Origin of the sequence: Streptomyces gelaticus, from assembly GCF_014649535.1 — a bacterium.
In the GTDB taxonomy this organism is placed as follows: Bacteria; Actinomycetota; Actinomycetes; order Streptomycetales; family Streptomycetaceae; genus Streptomyces; species Streptomyces gelaticus.
In genome coordinates, this window is record NZ_BMTF01000035.1 from 1 (window position 1) to 19,355 (window position 19,355).

General features: G+C 68.2%; 15 protein-coding genes and 2 pseudogenes. 9 read left to right on the plus strand and 8 right to left on the minus strand.

What is annotated here, in order from left to right; genetic code table 11:
- Window positions 1–579: 579 nt before the first annotated feature.
- Together IE107_RS35455 and IE107_RS35460 are read left to right on the plus strand one after the other, a co-directional pair.
- Window positions 580–789 (plus strand): helix-turn-helix domain-containing protein, encoded by a 210-nt coding sequence (locus IE107_RS35455; RefSeq protein WP_229867409.1) that lies wholly within the window; start codon window positions 580–582, stop codon window positions 787–789.
- Window positions 710–874 (plus strand): hypothetical protein, encoded by a 165-nt coding sequence (locus IE107_RS35460; RefSeq protein ID WP_229867413.1) that lies wholly within the window; start codon window positions 710–712, stop codon window positions 872–874. The genes IE107_RS35455 and IE107_RS35460 overlap by 80 nt, the downstream gene beginning before the upstream one ends.
- Before the next feature lie 269 nt (window positions 875–1,143).
- On the opposite strand, the gene IE107_RS31635 is transcribed toward IE107_RS35460, so the two are convergent.
- Window positions 1,144–1,773 carry a class I SAM-dependent methyltransferase gene (locus tag IE107_RS31635; protein WP_189547796.1) on the minus strand — a complete coding sequence of 210 codons (630 nt, stop codon included), beginning with the start codon at window positions 1,771–1,773 and terminating at the stop codon, window positions 1,144–1,146.
- Window positions 1,774–2,057: 284 nt separating this feature from the next.
- A complete protein-coding gene (locus IE107_RS31640; protein WP_229867397.1) occupies window positions 2,058–2,978 on the minus strand; it encodes a CPBP family glutamic-type intramembrane protease in 921 nt (306 codons plus the stop codon).
- A gap of 461 nt (window positions 2,979–3,439) precedes the next feature.
- On the opposite strand from IE107_RS31640, the pseudogene IE107_RS35465 reads away from it, so the two are divergent.
- Window positions 3,440–3,619 (plus strand): annotated as a pseudogene (locus tag IE107_RS35465) (hypothetical protein); the annotation flags it as partial.
- Window positions 3,620–3,686: 67 nt separating this feature from the next.
- On the opposite strand, the gene alr reads toward IE107_RS35465, so the two are convergent.
- The 3 genes from alr to IE107_RS31660 all read right to left on the minus strand — a co-directional run bounded on the left by alr (window position 3,687) and on the right by IE107_RS31660 (window position 7,614).
- Window positions 3,687–4,859, minus strand: a complete 1,173-nt coding sequence (gene alr, locus IE107_RS31650) for an alanine racemase (RefSeq protein ID WP_373302544.1) — start codon at window positions 4,857–4,859, stop codon at window positions 3,687–3,689.
- 245 nt (window positions 4,860–5,104) lie between these two features.
- Window positions 5,105–5,566 (minus strand): PucR family transcriptional regulator, encoded by a 462-nt coding sequence (locus tag IE107_RS31655; protein WP_189547799.1) that lies wholly within the window; start codon window positions 5,564–5,566, stop codon window positions 5,105–5,107.
- 500 nt (window positions 5,567–6,066) lie between these two features.
- Complete coding sequence (locus IE107_RS31660) at window positions 6,067–7,614, minus strand: PucR family transcriptional regulator (protein WP_189547800.1); 1,548 nt, start codon at window positions 7,612–7,614, stop codon at window positions 6,067–6,069.
- A gap of 620 nt (window positions 7,615–8,234) precedes the next feature.
- On the opposite strand from IE107_RS31660, the gene IE107_RS31665 reads away from it, so the two are divergent.
- From IE107_RS31665 to IE107_RS31680, 3 genes are all read left to right on the plus strand, one after another.
- Entirely contained in the window at window positions 8,235–9,668 is a 1,434-nt protein-coding gene (locus IE107_RS31665) for an amino acid permease (RefSeq protein ID WP_189547830.1), read from the plus strand.
- Window positions 9,669–10,184: 516 nt separating this feature from the next.
- Entirely contained in the window at window positions 10,185–10,787 is a 603-nt protein-coding gene (locus tag IE107_RS31670; protein ID WP_268246628.1) for a serine hydrolase domain-containing protein, read from the plus strand.
- Between the two features lie 408 nt (window positions 10,788–11,195).
- A complete protein-coding gene (locus IE107_RS31680; RefSeq protein ID WP_189547801.1) occupies window positions 11,196–12,539 on the plus strand; it encodes an endonuclease domain-containing protein in 1,344 nt (447 codons plus the stop codon).
- Window positions 12,540–12,626: 87 nt separating this feature from the next.
- On the opposite strand, the gene IE107_RS31685 is transcribed toward IE107_RS31680, so the two are convergent.
- Both IE107_RS31685 and IE107_RS31690 read right to left on the minus strand, forming a co-directional pair.
- Window positions 12,627–13,856: a M24 family metallopeptidase gene (locus IE107_RS31685; RefSeq protein WP_189547802.1), complete on the minus strand. Its 1,230-nt coding sequence runs from the start codon at window positions 13,854–13,856 to the stop codon at window positions 12,627–12,629.
- 61 nt (window positions 13,857–13,917) lie between these two features.
- On the minus strand, window positions 13,918–14,478 hold the full coding sequence (locus tag IE107_RS31690) for a MarR family winged helix-turn-helix transcriptional regulator (protein WP_189547803.1): 561 nt from the start codon (window positions 14,476–14,478) through the stop codon (window positions 13,918–13,920).
- A gap of 641 nt (window positions 14,479–15,119) precedes the next feature.
- Here IE107_RS31690 and IE107_RS31695 point away from each other — a divergent pair.
- The 3 genes and pseudogenes from IE107_RS31695 to IE107_RS35470 form a co-directional block, all read left to right on the plus strand.
- Complete coding sequence (locus tag IE107_RS31695; RefSeq protein WP_189547804.1) at window positions 15,120–17,000, plus strand: APC family permease; 1,881 nt, start codon at window positions 15,120–15,122, stop codon at window positions 16,998–17,000.
- Between the two features lie 225 nt (window positions 17,001–17,225).
- Window positions 17,226–17,828, plus strand: coding sequence for a GNAT family N-acetyltransferase (locus tag IE107_RS31700; RefSeq protein WP_189547832.1), 603 nt, complete (start codon window positions 17,226–17,228; stop codon window positions 17,826–17,828).
- 468 nt (window positions 17,829–18,296) lie between these two features.
- A pseudogene (locus IE107_RS35470) lies at window positions 18,297–18,584 on the plus strand (VOC family protein); the annotation flags it as partial.
- An 85-nt stretch (window positions 18,585–18,669) separates the two neighbouring features.
- On the opposite strand, the gene IE107_RS31705 reads toward IE107_RS35470, so the two are convergent.
- Entirely contained in the window at window positions 18,670–19,236 is a 567-nt protein-coding gene (locus IE107_RS31705) for a class I SAM-dependent methyltransferase (protein WP_189547805.1), read from the minus strand.
- Window positions 19,237–19,355 lie beyond the last annotated feature (119 nt).

Consider the following 19,355-nt stretch of genomic DNA (forward strand, 5'->3'; position numbering starts at 1 on the left):
TGCCGGTCGCGGTCAGTGCCGCGGCGGCCGCGACGGCCGCCGCGATCGCGTGGGAACGGTTCATGATCATGTCGCTTTTTCTCCTTCTCGGTCTCAGAGACAGTCCCGCTGTGACAGCCGGTGCATGATCGAACGTACTCACACCCCCTATTGCTGTCATATCGAGCAAATCGGAACCCCTGATTTGATGGGCCGATCGGGTCTGCGGAAACCCGCCACACCACCCCGGAAAGAAGCTGAACAGTCGTCAAAGTTCTAACGAGCAGGGGAGATTGAAAGTGAATTAGCCCTTGCAGGTGATCTTCTGACGCCTGCTCACCCCCTGCGGCGGGTGGGAAGTACCGGCGAGTCGCTGCTTGACACACGGCCCACCATAGGCGCCAGGAGGCCGAACGACCCCGTTGAAGTGATCAACGCCCACATCGCCCGCTGCCCGGTACCCCTACGAGGACGGCCACTACCACGTCACCCTCATGGAGGATCCGGGCCGCGCTACACCATCACCGCCGCCCTCCAGACCCGGACCGGGAGGCAAGCATGAAACGCAAGGTCGGCTACACCTGGCGGCCGCGCGACGTCATGGCCCAGCACCAGATCTTCACGGCCACCGAACTGGTACCGCTGCTGCGCGAACGCGGCATCGGCCTGTCCGCCTCCCAGGTCCACCGCCTGGTTTCCGGCACCCCGGAACGCCTGTCGTTTGCAGGTCATGGCCGCGCTCTGCGACATCCTGTCCTGCACCCCGGCCGACCCGGTGACCACCACCGCCGAGAACGCCGGAGTCCGTAAGACCGCCACCGCCGACCTGCCGGCCCCGCCCGCGAACGTCGCGAAGCTGCGGCCCCGCGCCGCCCGCATCCTGCCCGACGCATGACCCGCACCTACGCCACCGACGAACAGTGCGAACGCTGGTACAAGGCCGAGTGCTGCCGCTGCGGCCGCCGCAGGCACAAGGCCGACAGCCGGCCGGACGGATACGTCTGCTGGACCTGCTCGGACCGCGCCGTCCGGATACGAAGAACCTGCCCGGGATGCGGCCAAGAGCAACGGCCACCGGCGAGGCGGGCTGCTCCGGCGGCGCGCTCCACGGCCCGCAGCCGGCCAACCCACCAGTACCAAGGCCTCAGCAGAAGGCCATGTGCTCTAGCGGAGGCGGGCCAGCAAGTGGGCGTCGAGGAAGCCCCGCTCAGAGGCCGGATCGTGGAGCAGCCGGGCGAATGTGACGAGCCCGGCCCCGGCCAGCAGCTCGGCGAACCGGTCCGCCGGCCAGCTATAGGCGGGCGTCACCTTGTGGTCGAAGCGGACCGGCTCGGGCGCGTCGGTCGCGAAGAACGAGACCAGGAGCAGGCCCCCTGGTGCCAGGACACGCGCCTGCTCGGCGAGCAGCGCGGGTAGTTCCCCAGGAGGCGTGTGGATCATCGAGTAGTGGGACAGCACTCCCCCGAGCGCGCCGTCCTCAACTGGGAGGGCCTCCATCCGCGCCTCGTCGAACTGCAGCGCCGGATGGGCCTGCCGGGCGTGGTCGACCATGGCTGGGGAGAGGTCGAGCCCGACTGCATCCAGCCCCAGGTCGTGCAGCATGGCTGTCACATGTCCGGGCCCGCAGCCGACGTCGGCCACCCGCGGATTCCCCGTCCCACGCACCAGCTCGGCGAAGGTGCCAATCATGTTCCGCGCGAACGGACGCGTCTCCAGTCGATCAGCGAACATCGACGCATACAACTCGACGACCCCGTCGTAGGCCGCCCTGGTCTCATCCTGGTGCTCTGCCACGGGAAGGAAGTTAACACCCCCATGCGCAGCTGTTCTCCGGCCCCATGCCGAATCCCGCGCCGTCGTAGCGGACTCGCTCGGCTACCACAACAAGACCACCACCTGGCTCCGCAACGAGGCCAGGGGCCCGAGCGTTCCGCTGCTGGCGATCACAATCGGTCACCGACTGGCCGGGTTCCTCAGGAAACCGGCGACAGTTGGTCAGGCGGGCGATCACACCAGTAGACCCCCGCATTGCGATCCTCGGTCGCCTCGAATGATCACGGCGTCCAGCACAAAAGACATCACCGCTGCTGCTTTTCGCCTGGCGTGTGCCGACGCGTGACCCGGCGGCAAGTCAGGAATGCGATCGCGGCAACCACCAGGTACAGCGGAACGAGCAGCACCGCGTCACCGGACGCCTGCACCACCATCACGCCCGCGTCGCGCTCCTCGCCCTGCAGCATGATGCGGTTCACCGTCAGCACGGTCAGGTGCGTGCCGATCGCCGCCCACAGCGGGGCGTGACCCACGCCCGCACGGGCGGCGATCAAGGTCAGGCCGAAGACCGTCAGGAGAATGAGGTAGTCGACCGGGTGCTGCCCCTCCGGGACACTGCCCGTGCGGCCCGGCTCGTCACCGGCCAGCCGGGCGATGCCGACCGTCACCAGCGTCGAGGTGCCGGGTACGAGCAGGAAGACCGCCGTGGTGCCGAGCGCCGCCAGTACGGGCCCGAACCGTCTGCGCAGCGATGTCCACGTGTAGCCGCGCAGTGTCGCCTCCTCGGGCAGGGCTTCGAGCAGGAACGCGACGACGGCGTTGGTGACGAGAAAGCCGGCCAGGGTGAGGAGGTCCAGTTGCTGCCAGATGAGTAACCCCACGGCTGTGCCCGCGCCCAGGACCAGCGCTGCTGCCGCGGCCGTCACCCCAACGCCGGTGAGGAACGACCGTAGGCTCGCACCCGGACTGCCGAAGCCGACCGTCCGGGGGTGTGACAGGCGCAGGACGAACGGCACGGCCACGACGGTGACGAGGGCCGCAGGGATCAGCCGGGCGGCCAGGCCACTGGCTCCGGTGGCGTCCGCCAGTACGGCTCCGAGGCCGTTGCCGGCACCGAGCGCCACCGCCATGATCAGGCCGCCGGCCAACGCGCGGCCCATGGCCCCGGCGGCCGTGGGCGCGGGTGAGAGTGCGGGTGCGGGTTGTCGTATGTGCAGCTCGGTCACAGTGCTCCTGGTGACGGTGGGGCCGACTCCTATCGACAACCCCGTGTGCTTTCCAGGCTCGCCCGGCCACCAGTCAGGGGCGTCGTGCGCGCGGACGACCCCCGTGTACATCCTTCGGCGCAGTGGACGACAGAGGTCGAACGGTCGTTGGCCACCGGCTCCGGCACCGGGAACACCCAGGGGCTGAGTGGATGGTCCATGCGCATTCCAACGCCGCTATGTGACTGATCGGATCAGTTTCATGAACCTCCGGGAAACCGGTGGAAAAGCTCAGTCCATTGACGTGAGCCGGGCAAGGAGTACCGAACGAGCTGCGCTGCAGGATGAGCAGCGAGCGAAGATGCGATGGGCGACCGAGACCAACTGGGTGGGTGACCTTCCGATATTGAAATCGAAGTACTTCAGGCGCCATGTCCGGCCGGGCACCGCGGCGAGCACCTCACCGCGCGGCCGACCCGAGGTCCTGGCTGACCGGCTACCGCCCACTCAACCACCGCTACGAGCGCAAACCAGGCAACTTTCTGGCCTTTCTCGGAATCGCCGCCGCCCTCTGCGGCCACGGTCTTGGGGCGGCTTCAGCAATTGCGGGCCGCAATCGAAGTTGTCCGTGCCGGATGAGGAAGCGTCATGGACGGCCCTGAAGGAAGGACGGCTCGATGTGGTGAGTCATGACGGAGGCTGTCCGCGGGGACGGTGAACGGGTCGGCGTCAGAGTTCTTCCGGGTCGGAACCACCGGTGTACGTGCGCGGTACACGCGCACCGATGCGGGTGACGATCTCGTAGGAGAGGGTTCCGGCAGCACGTGCCCAGTCCTCGGCACCGGGCTCCCCGTGGTCTCCGGGGCCGAAGAGCACGATCTCGTCGCCGACTGCGGCCGTGTCGTCGCCGAGGTCGACGACGAACTGGTCCATGCAGACCGTGCCTGCCACCGTGCGCTGGCGGCCGACGGCGAGGAGCGGACCGGCACCGGAGGCGTGCCGGGGTACGCCGTCGGCGTACCCCAGCGGGATCAGACCGAGCGTGGTCTCACGGGAGGTGCGGTAGCGGTGATTGTAGGAGACTCCGTACCCGGCGGGGACGCGCTTGACGGAGACCAGCCGGGCGGTGAGCGTCATCGCCGGACGCAGCCCCAGGGCCGCCGGCTCGGCCACCTCCGGCACCGGGCTCAGTCCGAAGAGCGCGAGCCCGGGGCGCACGAGGTCGAAGTGGGTCTGCGGAAGGTTGAGGGTGGCTGCCGAGTTGGCCAGGTGGAGAACTTCGGGACGAAGGCCCGCCTTCCGTGCGAGCTCGACCGCGTCGCGGAAGTGTTCCACCTGCCGGTCGGACTCGGGGTGGCCAGGGGAATCGGCGTGGGCGAGATGGGACCAGATCCCAACGACCCGGACATGCCCGGATGCCTCCGCACGTGAAGCCGCCTCCAGCAGCGCGGGCCAGTGGGCGGGGGAGGCGCCGCCGCGGCCCAGCCCGGTGTCGATCTTCAGGTGCAGCAGGCCCGGCCGGCCCGCAGCCGGTGCCGCCCGGGTCGCGGCCTCGACCGCCCAGGGATCTCCGGCCGACAGTTCGATCCCGGCGGCAACGGCGGAAGCCCAGTCGTCACCGGGGCCCAGCAGCCAGGCGAGGATCCGGCTGCCGATCCCCGCTGCGCGCAGCGCCAATGCTTCGTGCATACGTGCGACGCCGATCCACGTGGCGCCGCCGGCCAGTGCCGTGCGGGCGCAGGCGATCATGCCGTGCCCGTAGCCGTCGGCTTTCACCACGGCCATCACTTCGGCGGAACCTGCCGCATCGCGCAGCCGAGTCGTGTTGGCTCGGATCGCCGTCAGATCGATCCGAGCCTCCACAAGCGCGGGTTCTTCGTGAACCCGGTGCGCGCGACTGATGACCTCGCGGCTGTTGGCCGCGTGAGAACTGCTGATCTTCACACCATCGTCCTTCCAGTGAATCCACCGATGCCCGGCTGGGTTATGGAGTGGAGCCATGGTGTCGATGGGGAGAACCCGCCGTCATCGTGTGAACTGCACTGTTCTTGGGCGGCCGGGAGTGCGGCCGGAACAACGCGTCAGTGGATCTGCCGGGCGCGGTAAGGGGCTGTTCGCTTCTTGGCGATTACCCCTCACTCGGGCGGTCAGGCGCGGTGGTCCACCTCGGCGCGCGGGGTGCCCTCCGTGCCGTAGCGGAGGGCCGTGAGCTGAAGGAGCAGCGCGGACCGGACCTCTGGGCTGTCCAACCGCAGCTCCACGATTTCCTGCAGGCGGCGCATCCGGTGGCGGAGCGTGTTCGGGTGGACGTGCAGCCGGGCGGCGGCAGCCTTCAGGTCGCCCATCTCCTCCAGCCAGGCCTCCAACGTCGGCACATAACTGGTGCGGCACTCGCGGTCGTGATCCATGAGTCGTCGCAGAGGTCCGATGTCCGTGGTCCGGGCGGTTGAGGTGGCCAGGGCCATGCGGCGGAGGACCACCTCGGCCCATACGTCGTCGTGGACAGCCTGGGATTTCGCGACCAGGCCTGCCGTGAGCAGCCCGAGCGTGTCGTCGGCCTGCTCCCGGGAGGCGGCAAGTTCCGGAATCGAGGCCGCGAGCCCGCCCACGGCGATGAGCGGTGTTGCCCGGCCGGTGGTCTCGCCGACCTCGTAAAAAGCCAGTCGGGCCGGCGTCCGGAAGTGGTAGTCACCACCTCGGCAGCCACAATGCTGTAGACCACGCCGCCGATATCGGCTGCGGGTGAGCGCAGACGTGACCCGGGGAACCGGGACAGCCGTTCCCGTACTGTGAGGCGCTGCGTCTCGGCCTCGTGGGCATCCTCGCAGCGCACGCCGACGGCGACCACCCGCCACGGTCCTGCCATCAGCCCGAGGAGGCGTGCCGCGCCCGCGGCATCCAACGTCCTTGCGCTTCCGTGCGGCCATGAGCTCTGCCCACGGCGGCCGGTCGCCCGATCGTCCGAGATCAGCGAGCTTGGCGATGTCGTGGACTCCACCACGTCGATTCGGCCGCATGCCTCGCAGCGTCCGGCGACGAGCCAGGTGACCATCTCCTTGCCTTTGGGGTCGACCGGGGCCGGTCGACGGGCGGTTCAGTGGCATGAGCATCAGCCTGTAACCGTGTTGTCCGGCTCCGTCTGGGCTGGCTCGTCACGATGGAGATGTGCCTGCAGCACCAGGGTCACGGCCAGTCGCTGTTCGGGATCCGACAGGTCCACTCTGTGGATGAGCTGCTCGATCCGGCGCATTCGTTGTCGCACGGTATTGGGGTGGAGCCGCAGGATTCGCGCGGCACGGTTGTAGTCGCCCCAGTTCATCAGCCAGGTCAGCAAGGTGGAGGCCAGCACCTGCCGATCGCGGCCCTTGTCATCCAGCCTGCTGAGGTCGTGGATCAGGTCACTAGACAGGCTGGCGTGGGTCCGGCGGATGACCACTTGGGCCCAAACCTCTTCGTAGCTGACGGCCGGGCGCTCCAGAGCCACGCCGGTGCCCAGCACTTCGAGGGCCTCCCGGTTCCTGGCAGGTAGAGCCGTCGCCGAAGAGGTAGGGCGACTTGCGCCGACCTGCCCGATCCGCCCGTTCAAGCTCAGGGAGCGGGCCCAGGTCCAGCTACCCGGTCCGTCACCATCTGTGAGGATCGCGAACACCAACCCCTCCATGTCGGTGAGGATCGGATCGGCCCAAGCGTGGCGTCGGAAAACGGTGCGCCATACGGCGAGGTCATTCTGTGCGCTCGTGCCGTTCAAGCGGCCCAGCGCCGCCACCCGGACTTCTCGAGCGGGCAGGACCAGGGGCTCGGTCGAGGAGCTGTCAACGGGTCTGCGGAACGCCTCACGGATCCGGTCCGCGGTGTAACGGCTGGAGAGCTCGTCGTGCGCACGCAGTCGAACGAGCAGCAATCCCAGGGAACGTGCCATGTCGAGAAGGCGCTGCCGCTTCTGTGGCGTCAGCTCACCGTTGTGGATTGCCCAGACCGAGCCGATGACCTCGGGGCCGACGCGGATGGGGACAACCAGACGTGTCAGGAAGCTGGGATCCTCGATTTCGACCTTGAACGGCTCATGACTCACTGCAAGGCGGCGGAAGGTGCCTGCTGCGCGCAACTGCGTCACGATTCTGTCTGGTACCGCGCGCCCCAGGATGCTGTCCATTCGTACTTGATCGGCCGTCTCTCCAAAAGCCGAGTAGGCCACTACTTGGCTCCGGAGGTCCTCCACCGTGATGGGGGCGGCCAGCAGCTCCGCGACGTCGTCACTGAGTCGGAAGATCCGTTGGTGCGCGTCGTGGGCGTTGTCGAGTGGCGCGTGGACTTGCTGGAGCATGGCATCGGCCATCGAGATGAACTGTACCCAGCCGACATCCTCGGCCAGCTCCCCCAAGGCGAGGTGGCCATCAACGGCCCATTGCCGCACCCGATCGCCGACAGGGCCACGCAGCAGAACACCCGCCGCCTGCCGTTCAGTGGCGCTGTCCATCACCTCGAGCTGAGTCTCTGCCGTGAGAGCTCCGGTGGCGAGAACGAGCGCGCCACCCACCGTCGCGCCGGTCGGGTCGCCGTACACGTGGAGCCCGGTCACTTCCACCGGCCGTCCCGCAACCAGCGTCGTGGCTACACCCGGGCCAAAGCTCTCAAAGATGCGATAAGCCGTAACCATGCTTCAGGAATGTACTCTCGGAACAATCCAGGGTGCCAAAAGTAGCGGAATCCGACATTCAATTGTGATGAGGGCTCACCTCATCATGGAGGCCATGGCGAAGGTGATGAGTGATCGGCCCCCGCGGCGTGCGGCCGTCGTCGGCGCCGGCATGGGGGCACGCTCCACGGCTCGGCATCCCCTCTTCGCCGGTGTACGTGGCGCCGTCGGCAAGTGCGCGCCTTCCCCGCTTCCTCGCTCGCTTCGTCGACAGCAGCACACAGCGGTGCCGGGATGGCGCGATGGCGGCGCACGCCCCGCTGAACCATCAAGGGCGCGCTCTGAGCGACTGGCGCCCCCGAGACGAACTACGAACTCGCCGCCACGTTATCGACCAGCTGATCAGCAACCACCCGACCGACGACACAGCCTGGCGCCCCCACCATCCGACTGGTGGGCCCGTGACCGGATGGCGCGCTGATCCATCGCCGGCGCACACGCGTCAGGCCGCACGGTTCTCGCTCACGTGCCGCTGGTCCATCCCGGCCGACACGAATGTGCACGGGCGTATCACGAAGGAACTCGAGCTTGTCTGCGGAGAGTGTGAACACTTTGTCAAGTGCACGGCGAAAGGTGCGGATATGACCACCCCGAGGATCCCGGAGGCGGCAGCTGCTGACGCCTCCGCAGAGGGCTACGAGCGTGGACTCGGCAGCCGCCAGGTGCAAATGATCGCCATTGGCGGCGCGATCGGCGTCGGACTCTTCCTGGGAGCCGGCAAGAACATCGAGAAGGCCGGTACCAGCCTCATCCTGATGTACGCGCTCGCGGGCGTGATCATCTTTTTCATCATGCGGGCGCTCGGTGAGCTGCTCCTGTACCGCCCGGTCTCGGGCTCGTTCGCGGAGTACGCCCGCGAGTTCCTGGGCCCGTTCTTCGGCTACGTGACCGGATGGACGTACTGGCTGATGTGGGCCGTCACCGGCATGACCGAGCTGACCGCAGCGGCCATTTACATCAACTACTGGTTCCCGGGCATCCCGCAGTGGACCAGCGCGCTTGCCTTCCTGGTGGTGCTCTTCGGCGTCAACCTGATCTCGGTGAAGATCTTCGGTGAGCTGGAGTTCTGGTTCTCGATGGTCAAGGTGACGGCCATCATAGGCATGATCGTCATTGGCGCGGGCGTGCTGACGCTGGGATTCTCGCAGGCCGGCGACACCGCCACGGTGAGTAACCTGTGGTCGCACGACGGCATCTTCCCGAACGGCATCGGATCCAGCCTGATGACGCTACAGGGCGTGATGTTTGCGTACCTTGCTGTCGAGCTGGTCGGCGTCACGGCGGGCGAGTCCGAGAACCCGGAGAAGACCCTCCCGAAGGCGATCAACACCCTCCCGTGGCGCATCATCGTCTTCTACGTCGGCTCGCTGATCGTGATCCTGTCGGTCGTGAAGTGGACGGAATTCCACGCCGGCGTGAGCCCGTTCGTGGCGGCCTTCGACAAGATCGGCATCCCGCTGGCGGCCGGCATCGTGAACTTCGTCGTGCTGACGGCAGCCCTGTCGTCCTGCAACTCGGGCATGTACTCCACCGGCCGCATGCTGCGCGACCTTGCGGCGAACTCCGAGGCGCCGAAGATCTTCGGCAAACTGAACGGGCGGAAGGTCCCGGCCGCGGGCATCACAGCGTCGGTGATCGTGATGTCGATCGGCGTGATGCTCAACTACCTCGTGCCGGAGAAGGCGTTCGGGTACGTCATGTCGGTCGCAACCGCGGCAGCCATCTGGACCTGGGCGATGATCCTGCTCAGCCACATCCGCTACCGCGCCAAGGTGCTCAAGGGGCTGCTGCCGGCCTCTTCCTTTCCGGCGCCCGGCGGCACGGTGTGCAGCTGGATCGCGCTGACCTTCCTCGCCTTCGTCACGGTGCTGACAGCGATGGACCCCGATGGCCGGATCTCGCTGTACGTCGGCGTGGTCTGGGCGGTGCTGCTGACGATCGGCTGGTTCGTCGGCAACCGCGGCAGCCTGGCGGCTGAGACCGAGCCGGACTACGCGGGTGCGACATCGCGCTGACCCACGTGGGGTTCACAGGCCCGTTCCACCGCTCAGGGGCAGCTCGTCGAGATCGGGATCGGGGTCCTCGTCCGCAAGGCCAGGCGAGGTCGGACGCTCTGCACTGACCGTGGTGGTGCATGCCCAAGGACCAGCGCGTCGAGCCGTCGCCTGGCAGGCCCTCCCACCGGAACTGATCCAGGCCCGCCTGGGGCGCCTGAACAGAGAAGTTCTGCTGTTCGACGGGGGCCAGGCGCTCTACGACGGAGCCCCCGCGCTGGCCGAATTTCTCGACTCCTCCCCCGCCCGCAGATACCGGCTGGCAGGGCGCTGCCCGCGGCTTGCCCCTATCAGCCTGGCAGCGCACGTCGTCCACCGAACGGAGGCCAGGAACCGACATCGCATGCCGGGCGGTACAGCGGCCTGCGCACTGCCCCGCATCACAGGCTGAAGGCGCGCCATGTCCCCGGTACCCATCTCAGCAGCAACCACGCCCCCCAGATCAGCCACGGCCACGGCCTCGACCGCTTCGTCCAGATCGGCTCGCCGACCAAGCCGCTCACCGGAACCCTGCTCGCCCGGCTGGCTGAAGCGGGCGCGCTCCAACTCGACAACCCGCTCGACCAGTTCCTCCGCATACCTGCCGGGACCGGCATCACCCTGCGGCACCTCGCGGAACACACCGCCGCGCTGCCCCGGGTTCCGCCGCGTCTACGACGACTCGACCCGTACGCCGACTTCGACTTCGAAGCCCTGAACGCCATCCTGGAACGCCTCGACACCTTCACCGCAAGACCTCCGGGTGGAGAAGCGGAGTACTCCAACCTCAGCTACGCCGTCCTCGGCGCGGCACTCTCCGCTGCGGCGGGCGCACCGTACGAAGAGCTGCTGAACCGTCACGTGCTCACTCCCCTGAACATCACCGAGGTGACCTCGAACCCGCCGTCGGCCAGACGGCTCAGTGGACGCGGGTTCCTGGGCCGGCCTCTGCGCCCCTGGACCATGAATGGCGCGATCCTGCCCGCCGGAGGGATGTGGGCCACCCCACGCGAAGCGGCGCGTCTGGTGACCGAGCTGCTCGTCGAACGAAAGCTGGGTGAACCCGCACTGACCTGGCAGACATCAGGGCGCCTGCGCTGACACAACGGCGCCACCCGGGGCGCCTCCGTCTTCGCCGGCGCCTTGGAGAACGGCACTTGGGTCATGGTCCATCGCCTCTCCGGCCGGCCGGCACCGACCGAGAACACAGCCGTCCAGATCCTGAAGGACGCGATCACCAAACCGTCCGACTAGGGTCTGTGTACGCTGAGGGGCTCGCGCCGGAGGCGCAGCACGGTATCCGGCTTCCGTTGCTCAATTCGTCCGGGCTCAGGGACCGCTGATACGCGAGGGCGACTTGCCCGATCCTTGACGTTCTGATGGTGAGGCTCCCGGCACGGGAGGTGCTGACGAACCAGCTGCTCAGAAACAAGGAGTTGTGGGCGGCGGCCCGGCTGACCGAGGCGCTTGGAGACCCGTTGCCGCGTTGCAGACGGTTAGCCTGTCGGTATGTCAGAGCATGTCATGCCCGGTCGCACGGACGGCCTGATCACCCTGGGGGCCGCGGACGCTCTGTGGGTCGATTTGACGGCCGACAGTGCTGTGCCGACGGCTTCTGGAGCATTCACCCGCTCTCCTGCCCATGCCCGGGTGGGGTACGTCCTGCTCGGCGGCTGTGTGGTGGCGACGGTGAGGGCGAGCGGCGGGCAGTGGGGGGTTCCGGAGGTTGAGGTGTGCCGGGCTGCCGCGGAACTGAACGCGGTTGGGATGGATCGGCAGGACCTGGTCCGCATCGGTCCGTTTCGTGGGACGCCGAGGCAGGAGTGCAACGAGGAAACGCCCCTGCGTTGGCGCCGGCGCATCACGAGGGAGCTGCAGGAACTGGGCGGCCCCGAGCGGGCAGCACGACGTAAAGTCGGCCGGCCGTACCACCTGGCGGGGATCGACTGGCGACAGATAGTCGTGGAACAGACCCGCGACGGGACGCGGCGGACGTGGTGGCTGCCGCGCGCCGTGGTGAAGCTGCTCGACGCGGCCGAGCACTCCGAAACGCAGTGGGTGCAAGCCGCGCGGACCCGCCAGGCAAGCCCAGCCGCCACCGAGCCGCCCTCCCACCTCCGGCAGGCCCGAGACGCCGACGGTCGGCGGACGACGAGCCCCGAGGGCCCCGCCACCTCACTGCGCCCGTACAACGGGGAGCTGGAAGGCCAGCTGTACTCGGTGCTCAGCAGGAAGCCCGGCACCTCCCGCAGGGTGGCCGGGTGGGCGTGCGCCGTCTGCCGCACCGCGCCCGCCACAGTTCTCGACCACTGCCACGAGCACAGCTATGTCCGCGCCCCCGTCTGCCAGTCCTGCAACACACAGGAACGCCCCGACCACCTGTACAGCAACGACATCCGCGTGGCGAACCGCTACACACGCCTCTTCCACACCGACGCCGACAACTGGCTTCCCCACTGGCACCGCTGCCCCGGCTGCCGCGCACGCACCACCCTGCCCCTGCCGCACCTCGCCGCATGGACCGCCCACATAGCCTGCCGATCGCTGCGCCCGACCCACCGCGCGCCCCGCGGTCGCAAGCCTTGCGGTGTCCTGCGCGTGTCCTGGACGGGCAGTCAGAACGCGCCCCGTTCCTGCCTGCTCACTGTCGCCGTCGACTTCTGCCCCTCCGGCGAGCATCGTGTCCTGGCGCGAGTCCCCTACCGCGAAGCCGCCGAGCGGTTTCGTGTCTGGTTGGCCGAGTCGGCCCCTGCCGTGGCCGCCGCGGCCGGCCCTGACCGCTTGGACGGCCTCCCTGCCCAGTTCCGGCCCGTCATCGCGGACACCAGCGGCGAGGGCCTAGCACTGTTCTGAGCATGTCCGCTGATCAGGCTGGTGCACTCGGAATTGCCCGCACCGGGCAATTCCGAGATCCTCGACACGGTCAAGCCGAGTGCTGGTCTACCAGGTCTTCTTGCGGGCAGGGGTCAGGGAGCGGGCGCCAGTGTCGGTCACGAGGATCTGGTCCTCCATCACGCCGCAGCCGAGGCCCTGGATGACGATCATCGGTTCGAGGGCGAACACGTGCCCGGGCTGCAGGACTGTCTCGCTCTTCCAGTGCAGGCTGGGCAGTTCAGCGACGTTGGTGCCGATGCCGTGCCCGAAGCCGGTGGGCCAGTAGTAGGCGCCGTAGCCGGCTTCCTCGGCGATGCCCTGGGCGAGGTCCTGCAGGTCGGCGACCCGCACGCCCGGGCGGGTCTCGGCGAGAGCGGCTTCGAACATGTCCAGTCCGCACTGCAGGACCTCTCTCTGGCGCCGCCCGACGGTGCCGGCGCACAGGGTGCGGGCGGTGTCAGTGAAGTAGCCCTGGTAGTGGACGCCCATGTCCATGAAGACAAGGTCGCCGTCCTCGATCCGGCGCGGGGTCGGGTAGAGGTGTTTGAGTCCGGAACGCGGGCCGCCCGCGATCATGCAGTGGCCTATCCAATCCGCGTCAGCCGCCATCGCCTCGTGCGCGGCTGCGGACAGTTCCAGCTCCGTCACGCCCGGGCGAGCCAGTTCCATGGCCGCTTCCAAGCCCGCTGCGGTGGCCCGGCCCGCGTGCTCGATGAGCTCGATCTCGCGCGGGCTCTTGATCTGCTTGGCCTGCCAGAACAGCAGCTGGGCGTCGGCGAGTTCAGCGTCCGGCAGTGCAGCGCGGATCTCGTCCACGACAGCCGCCGGGATGAAGCGCCCGCCGACCACGCCGATGCGCGCACCGTCCAGGCCCCGCTCCAGGAGGAAATCGCGCACGTGACCGCCGACCTCCTGCGGGTCCACCACCGTGCCCGGCAGGTCGCCCGGCCGGACGTCGGTGATCCAGGTGTGGTGGACGAAGGAGTGCATCGGTGCCGAGTGCAGGATCGAGTCGGTGGTCAGCATCAGCGGCCCGTCGGCAGGAAGCACCACGACGGTGTTGCCGATCACGGTCAGAAAGTTGGATATCCACCGCACGTCGCCGTTGAGCCAGCCCGGGGCGCCGTGGATAACCAGGGCGTCCAGGCCGGTCTCGGCCATCCGCGCGCGCACGGCGGCTACGCGCGCGTGGTACTCCTCGATCGGGAATGGGATCTCCAGCGACTGCTTGCGACTCTCCCAGTCGAACGGGACACGATTGTGGCTCATGTCCAGCTCGGTGAACTGCCTGCTCATCGCTCTTCTCCTCGCCGTCGTACTGTCGTCGTCCTGCCGTCCGCGCGGAGGCCGGCGGCCGTCACCTGCGGGGCGACGGCGCCACCTGCCCCAGGTCCCGCATCACCTCACGCAGGCCGCGGCACATCAGCTGCGCCGCGCCGTCCGGCAGCCCCGCGCAGGCCTGCTGGTTGATCCGGTCGGTAACCGGCCACAGCCGCTCCAGCAGGCCCCGGCCGGCATCGGTCAGTTCCAGCCGGGTGATCCGCAGATCGGCCGGGTCCGCGCTGCGGGTGAGCCATCCGGAGCGGGTCATGCCGTCCACGGTGCGGCTGAGCGTGGTGGGGTCGACCATGGCGTGCTCTGCGGTCTCCTTCAGAGAGATCCCCGGCCGGACCGCGACCGACAGCAGCACCCGCCACTCCGCCACGCGCACGCCGAAGGCCCGGAACTCCTGGGCCAGCAGCCGGTCCCGCCTCCCCGCGACCTGGGTGATCCAGAAGAAGAGGTGGCTGTGGGCCACCTCCGCAGGCACTCCGAGGCGCCCGCCGCCCGCGGCCAGCTCCTCCAGCAGAGGAAGTGACTCGATCGCCGTGGCTGCCTCGGTCACGGGCGGTTGGTCGTTCGTCTGCTCTGTGGACATGTCTTGACGCTACCCCCGAACAACTTGCAATCACAAGCACATCACCCTCCGCGAGGATCTCACAATGGGGCAATGATCAAGCCTGTTGCCAGGTAAGCAACTTTCGATACATGCGATCACATCTAATCCCATCGGGCGGCGGTTTCACTGACGGCGCCGATGCGTCTAACGGCACGGAGGATCGGGGCGGACCTATGCCCTCGCCGTCTCACCTTGGCTCTGGGGGATCTTGGATGGTCGGGCTCAGCTACCGAGGGTTCGCCGGGACTTCGGTCGGAGGATCTCGTTCTGATCCAGAAATGCCTGGAAGGCGGTCGGTTGTCCCGATGAAAAGTTTTTCGGCCACTGACCGTCTAGCGATCGCCGGTCTGCAGCCGCTCGGTCGGCTTGGCGCGAATGGCGGGCCATGGGAAGAGTTGCCGTCCCGCGCTGCGGACGCCGGAGTGCCCGGCCGAGCACCCCACGCACGTTGACGAATCGCTGATGCAGTTCGGGGCAGCTTTGACGTCGTCCTGACCATCGCCGTCAAGAACTCGGGAAAAGACCGGCATGCTGCGCCAAGAACGCGCCAGCACCCGATCCGGCCGGCCGAGAACAGGCGCACGCTGAGCGAACCCTTGCACGGAGGAGCTCTCTACCCCATGTCCGTTCTCAGCTCAGGGCCCAGCGCAGCACCGAGCGCCGAGGTGCCCCCTGGCGACGAGGCCCGTCACAAGCTCACGACCGTTACGGGGCTGGCCGCCCTGTCGCTCGACGCGATGGCGTCGGTGGCGTACGGGCCGGAGGCCATCGTCCTTGTCCTGGCAGCCGCGGGTGGTTACGGGCTCGGCTTCACGCTCCCCGTCACCGTGGCGATCGCCCTGCTGCTGGCGGTGCTCGTCGCCTCGTACCGCCAGGTCATCGCAGCATTTCCGGACGGTGGAGGAAGTTACGCGGTCGCCAGAACACATCTGGGCCGCCGCACCAGCCTGGTCGCCGCCGCGTCCCTGGTTCTGGACTACGTCCTGAACGTGGCCGTCGCCGTGACCGCGGGCGTGGCAGCGCTGACCTCCGCGTTCCCGGAGCTGTACGGCAGTCGCTTGTGGCTGTGCCTCGCGGTACTGATCCTGATCACCGCCGTGAATCTGCGCGGGATCGTGGACTCGGCGCGTGCGTTCATCGTGCCGACCACGGTGTTCGTCGGAGCGATCTTCGTTCTCATCGTGGTCGGCCTGTTCCGCGACGCCCCGGTGAGCACGGAAGCGGTCGCCGGCCACGCGTCGGTACTCGGCACCAACGCCACCTCAGTCGGTGCGTTGCTCCTCCTCAAAGCCTTCGCCTCGGGCTGTTCGGCGCTCACCGGTGTCGAGGCCATCGCCAACGCCGTACCGTCCTTCCGTGCCCCGGCCGCCCGCCGCGCACAGCGTGCCGAGGTCGCCCTCGGCGCACTGCTCGGTGTGATGCTGATCGGTCTGTCCGTGCTGATCTCCCGGTTCGGGTTGCAGCCGGTCGAAGGCGTGACCGTGCTGGCACAGCTCGCCGAAGCGTCCTTCGGGCACAATCTCGCCTTCTATGTCGTGCAGTTCGCCACGATGGTGCTGCTGGCCCTGTCCGCCAACACGTCGTTCGGCGGCCTTCCTGTGCTGCTCAAGCTGCTGGCCCGCGACAACTACCTGCCGCATGTCTTCGGACTCAAGGCCGACCGGCAGGTCCACCGCCACGGGGTCTTCACGCTCGCGGCCGTATCCGCCACGCTCCTGGTCCTCTCCGGGGGCGATACCAACACCCTCGTCCCGCTGTTCGCGATCGGCGTGTTCGTCGGCTTCACCATCGCCCAGACCGGCATGGTCGTCCACTGGCATGCAGTCCGCGGCAGCAAATGGGCGGGCAAGGCTCTGCTGAACGGTCTGGGCGCGCTCCTGACAGGCGTCAGCGCGGTCGTTGTCACGGCCACCAAGTTCCACGACGGCGCCTGGCTGATCGTCGTCACCCTGCCCCTGCTGGTCGCCGGCTTCGAGTCCGTCCACCGCGCCTACACCAGGATCGGTGAACGGCTGGGCGTCGGCCGCGTTCCGGATCCCCCACACCGCGACCGCTCGCTGATCGTGGTTCCGGTCTCGTCCCTCACCCGGCTCACCAGCGAGGCCCTCACCGCGGCGGTATCCCTCGGTGACGAGGTCCACGCGGTGACGGTCTGCCACCCGGACCCCGAGGACCGGGAACAGACGGAGGCGCTGGAGCGGGACTGGGCACTGTGGAATCCGGGTGTCCCCCTGGTCCGGATCACCTCTGACCGCCGCGCGGTCGGCCGCCCGGTCGCCGCGTACGTACGGAAGGTCGCGTCCACCGATCCAAGCGTGCGGATCACCGTGCTCATCCCCGAAGTCGAACCGGCCCAACTGTGGCAACGGCTGCTGCAGAACCAACGTGGTGCGGTCGTCGCCCACGCTGTCCGGCACGAAACAGACGCGGTCATCTGCCGCCTGCGGTTCCGGCTCCTGGACGGCTCGACCGAGCTGCCCACAGACTTCAGCCTGCGATAGGGCGTGGCCTCGGCGAGGGACGCCATCAGGGGACCACCGCCCGCCCCTCGCTGATGGTCACCGGCCCCGCAGCAACGGGGAAGAGCACCGCCCTGCTCCACGTCGGACGCGCCCGTCACCTCGCGCATACCCAGAGGCACCCGCTGTCGACGTCATCCGCGCACCTGATTGCACTAGTGCAGAATTCATTTGCTCCTAGTGAAACATCCAGATACATTCCACGTCATGCCTGCCTCATTTCCCCTGCACGTCACGCTCACCAGCCGCCACGTACGCCTGGAGCCGTTGACGATGGATCATCTCGGCGAGCTGTTCGCGGCGGGAGGCCGTGACGAGGAGGTGTGGAGGTGGCAGGGCGGGCCGGCACCGCAGACCCAGGAGGAGTTGGGCGGCAAGCTCGCCATGCTGTTGGAGGGCGCCGGGCGTGGTGAGTACGTTCCCTTCGCAGTCATCCACCGTGCGAGCGGCCAGGCCATCGGCTGGACCACGTACATGGACATCGACGTGGCCAACGAACGGCTGGAGATCGGCTGGACCTGGTACGGGCGCGCGTACTGGCGCACCACGGTCAATACCGAGTCGAAGCTGCTTCTCCTCACCCATGCTTTCGAAGATCTGGGCATGGGGCGCGTGCAGTTGAAGACCGATCATCTCAATCACCGCTCGCAGGCAGCCATCGCGCGTCTCGGTGCGCACCGCGAAGGGGTCTTGCGCCGTCATCACCGACGACCGGACGGTACCTGGCGCGACACGGTGTACTTCTCGATCCTTGCCCGAGAGTGGCCTGCGGCCAAGGAACGTATGGCCGCCCGCCTGGTACAAGGCTGAGGGGGCGGCCGTTGACTGTGCGGCGCGTTTGGAGTGGTACGACGCCTCCCCGGTGACCGGCCCGCAGCACTCCCCCGACGGTGCCAACCGTGCGCGGGTGCAGGCGGTCGGCTGCGAGCGGGACGCGCGGAGGGTTGCTGAACTGTTCGCATGGGCGGAGGTTCCGAGGCCGAGGCCGCGCAGCGTGCCAATTCGCAGCACGCGGCAGCAGACATGGATGCCATGCGTGCGCGGACGGCACGGCTGTTCTCCGGCGAGGGGGATGAATGGTCCCGCTGGTTTCGACGGACGGCTGTACGGTAATCGCGCTTGCACAGCCGCTGAGGCGGACACCGTGACGGAGCCGACGGGAGCGAACCTGGCGCAAGCGAACCCGGAACGGGCACCGCCGGGGGGGTGACCGACGCTCCGGCCGCAGGAAGGGAAAGGTGCTCTTCTTCTTTGAGGGATGAGGTGTCGGCGGCTGCGCCGGGACTTCCAGCGTTCGTCGAAGTCACCCGGGACAGGGTGCGGTTGTTCTTGTCGGAGCACCGGGGCGATGCCCGACCCGACACGTTGGTCTACCTCCGTATCCGTGACGTCGAGACCATCGCCTCCGAGTTCGGTGTGCAGGCGAAGGACGCTCCGTCGGAACGTGAGATTGAGCTGCGCGATCCTGACGGCAACGTCCAACGGGTCTTGCCCTCTGGCAGGGTCAGGGCTGCGCGAACCGCTCCGCCGCGTCCGGGACTCCCGCCGAAATCTTGTGAACGGTGAAGGAAAGCCCCTTCACGCGGTGCCGTTACGGCCGCCTCGACGCGGTCCACCGGGCCTCCTCAGGTACTCACCTGTCCGCTCGCGGTCATGGCCTGCGAGCGGCCCGGTGCACGAAGGCGGGCGGGAGGTTCGCCCACACCACCTTCGACCGCTCCAGCCGGTCGAAACGGCAGGCCAGCTCGGCGGTGAAGTGGCGAGCGGGCGGGGTCCAGGCCGCGTGCAGATAGGCGAAGGTGGTGAACCGGCCACCGGGCGCGAGAACTTCGGTCACGGCATCCAGGATGCACCCGCGCCGGTCCTGCGGCATGACCGTCCAGGGCAGCCCGGATATCACCGCGTCGACCGGTTTGCCCACCGCGGCGGCCAGCTCGGTGGCCGAGCCCTGGATGACGGTCAGCCGTGTGTCGCGCCGACCGGCCGACAGCCGGGCGGCGAGTACCGGGTTCAGCTCGACCGCGACGAGCCGTGCGTCGGGTGCGAGCCGGGCGAGGATCGCATCGGTGAACACCCCGGTACCCGGGCCGAGTTCGGCAACGAGCCGGGCATGCTCCAGGCCGATGCCCTCGGTCATCGCGTACGCCAGCCGCTGTGAACTGGCCGCCACGGCGCCGGTCATGAGGGGCCGTCTGAGGAACTCGGTGGTGATCGACATGGCGACCATGCTGGAAGCGCCCCGGGTGACCGCACGTCGTATCCCCGGCCGGTGTCTGTACGACTGCGGGAGGACCCCGTGACGCCCCCCAGGACGATGCCGGGGAGCGGGCCCCGGCC

Coding starts and splice junctions, on each gene's coding strand:
- IE107_RS35455 (WP_229867409.1), top strand. CDS start 580: ATGGCCCAGCACCAGATCTTCACGGCCACCGAACTGGTACCGCTGCTG.
- IE107_RS35460 (WP_229867413.1), top strand. CDS start 710: ATGGCCGCGCTCTGCGACATCCTGTCCTGCACCCCGGCCGACCCGGTG.
- IE107_RS31660 (WP_189547800.1), bottom strand. CDS start 7,614: ATGGTTACGGCTTATCGCATCTTTGAGAGCTTTGGCCCGGGTGTAGCC.
- IE107_RS31665 (WP_189547830.1), top strand. CDS start 8,235: ATGACCACCCCGAGGATCCCGGAGGCGGCAGCTGCTGACGCCTCCGCA.
- IE107_RS31680 (WP_189547801.1), top strand. CDS start 11,196: ATGTCAGAGCATGTCATGCCCGGTCGCACGGACGGCCTGATCACCCTG.
- IE107_RS31685 (WP_189547802.1), bottom strand. CDS start 13,856: ATGAGCAGGCAGTTCACCGAGCTGGACATGAGCCACAATCGTGTCCCG.
- IE107_RS31690 (WP_189547803.1), bottom strand. CDS start 14,478: ATGTCCACAGAGCAGACGAACGACCAACCGCCCGTGACCGAGGCAGCC.
- IE107_RS31695 (WP_189547804.1), top strand. CDS start 15,120: ATGTCCGTTCTCAGCTCAGGGCCCAGCGCAGCACCGAGCGCCGAGGTG.
- IE107_RS31700 (WP_189547832.1), top strand. CDS start 17,226: ATGCCTGCCTCATTTCCCCTGCACGTCACGCTCACCAGCCGCCACGTA.
- IE107_RS31705 (WP_189547805.1), bottom strand. CDS start 19,236: ATGTCGATCACCACCGAGTTCCTCAGACGGCCCCTCATGACCGGCGCC.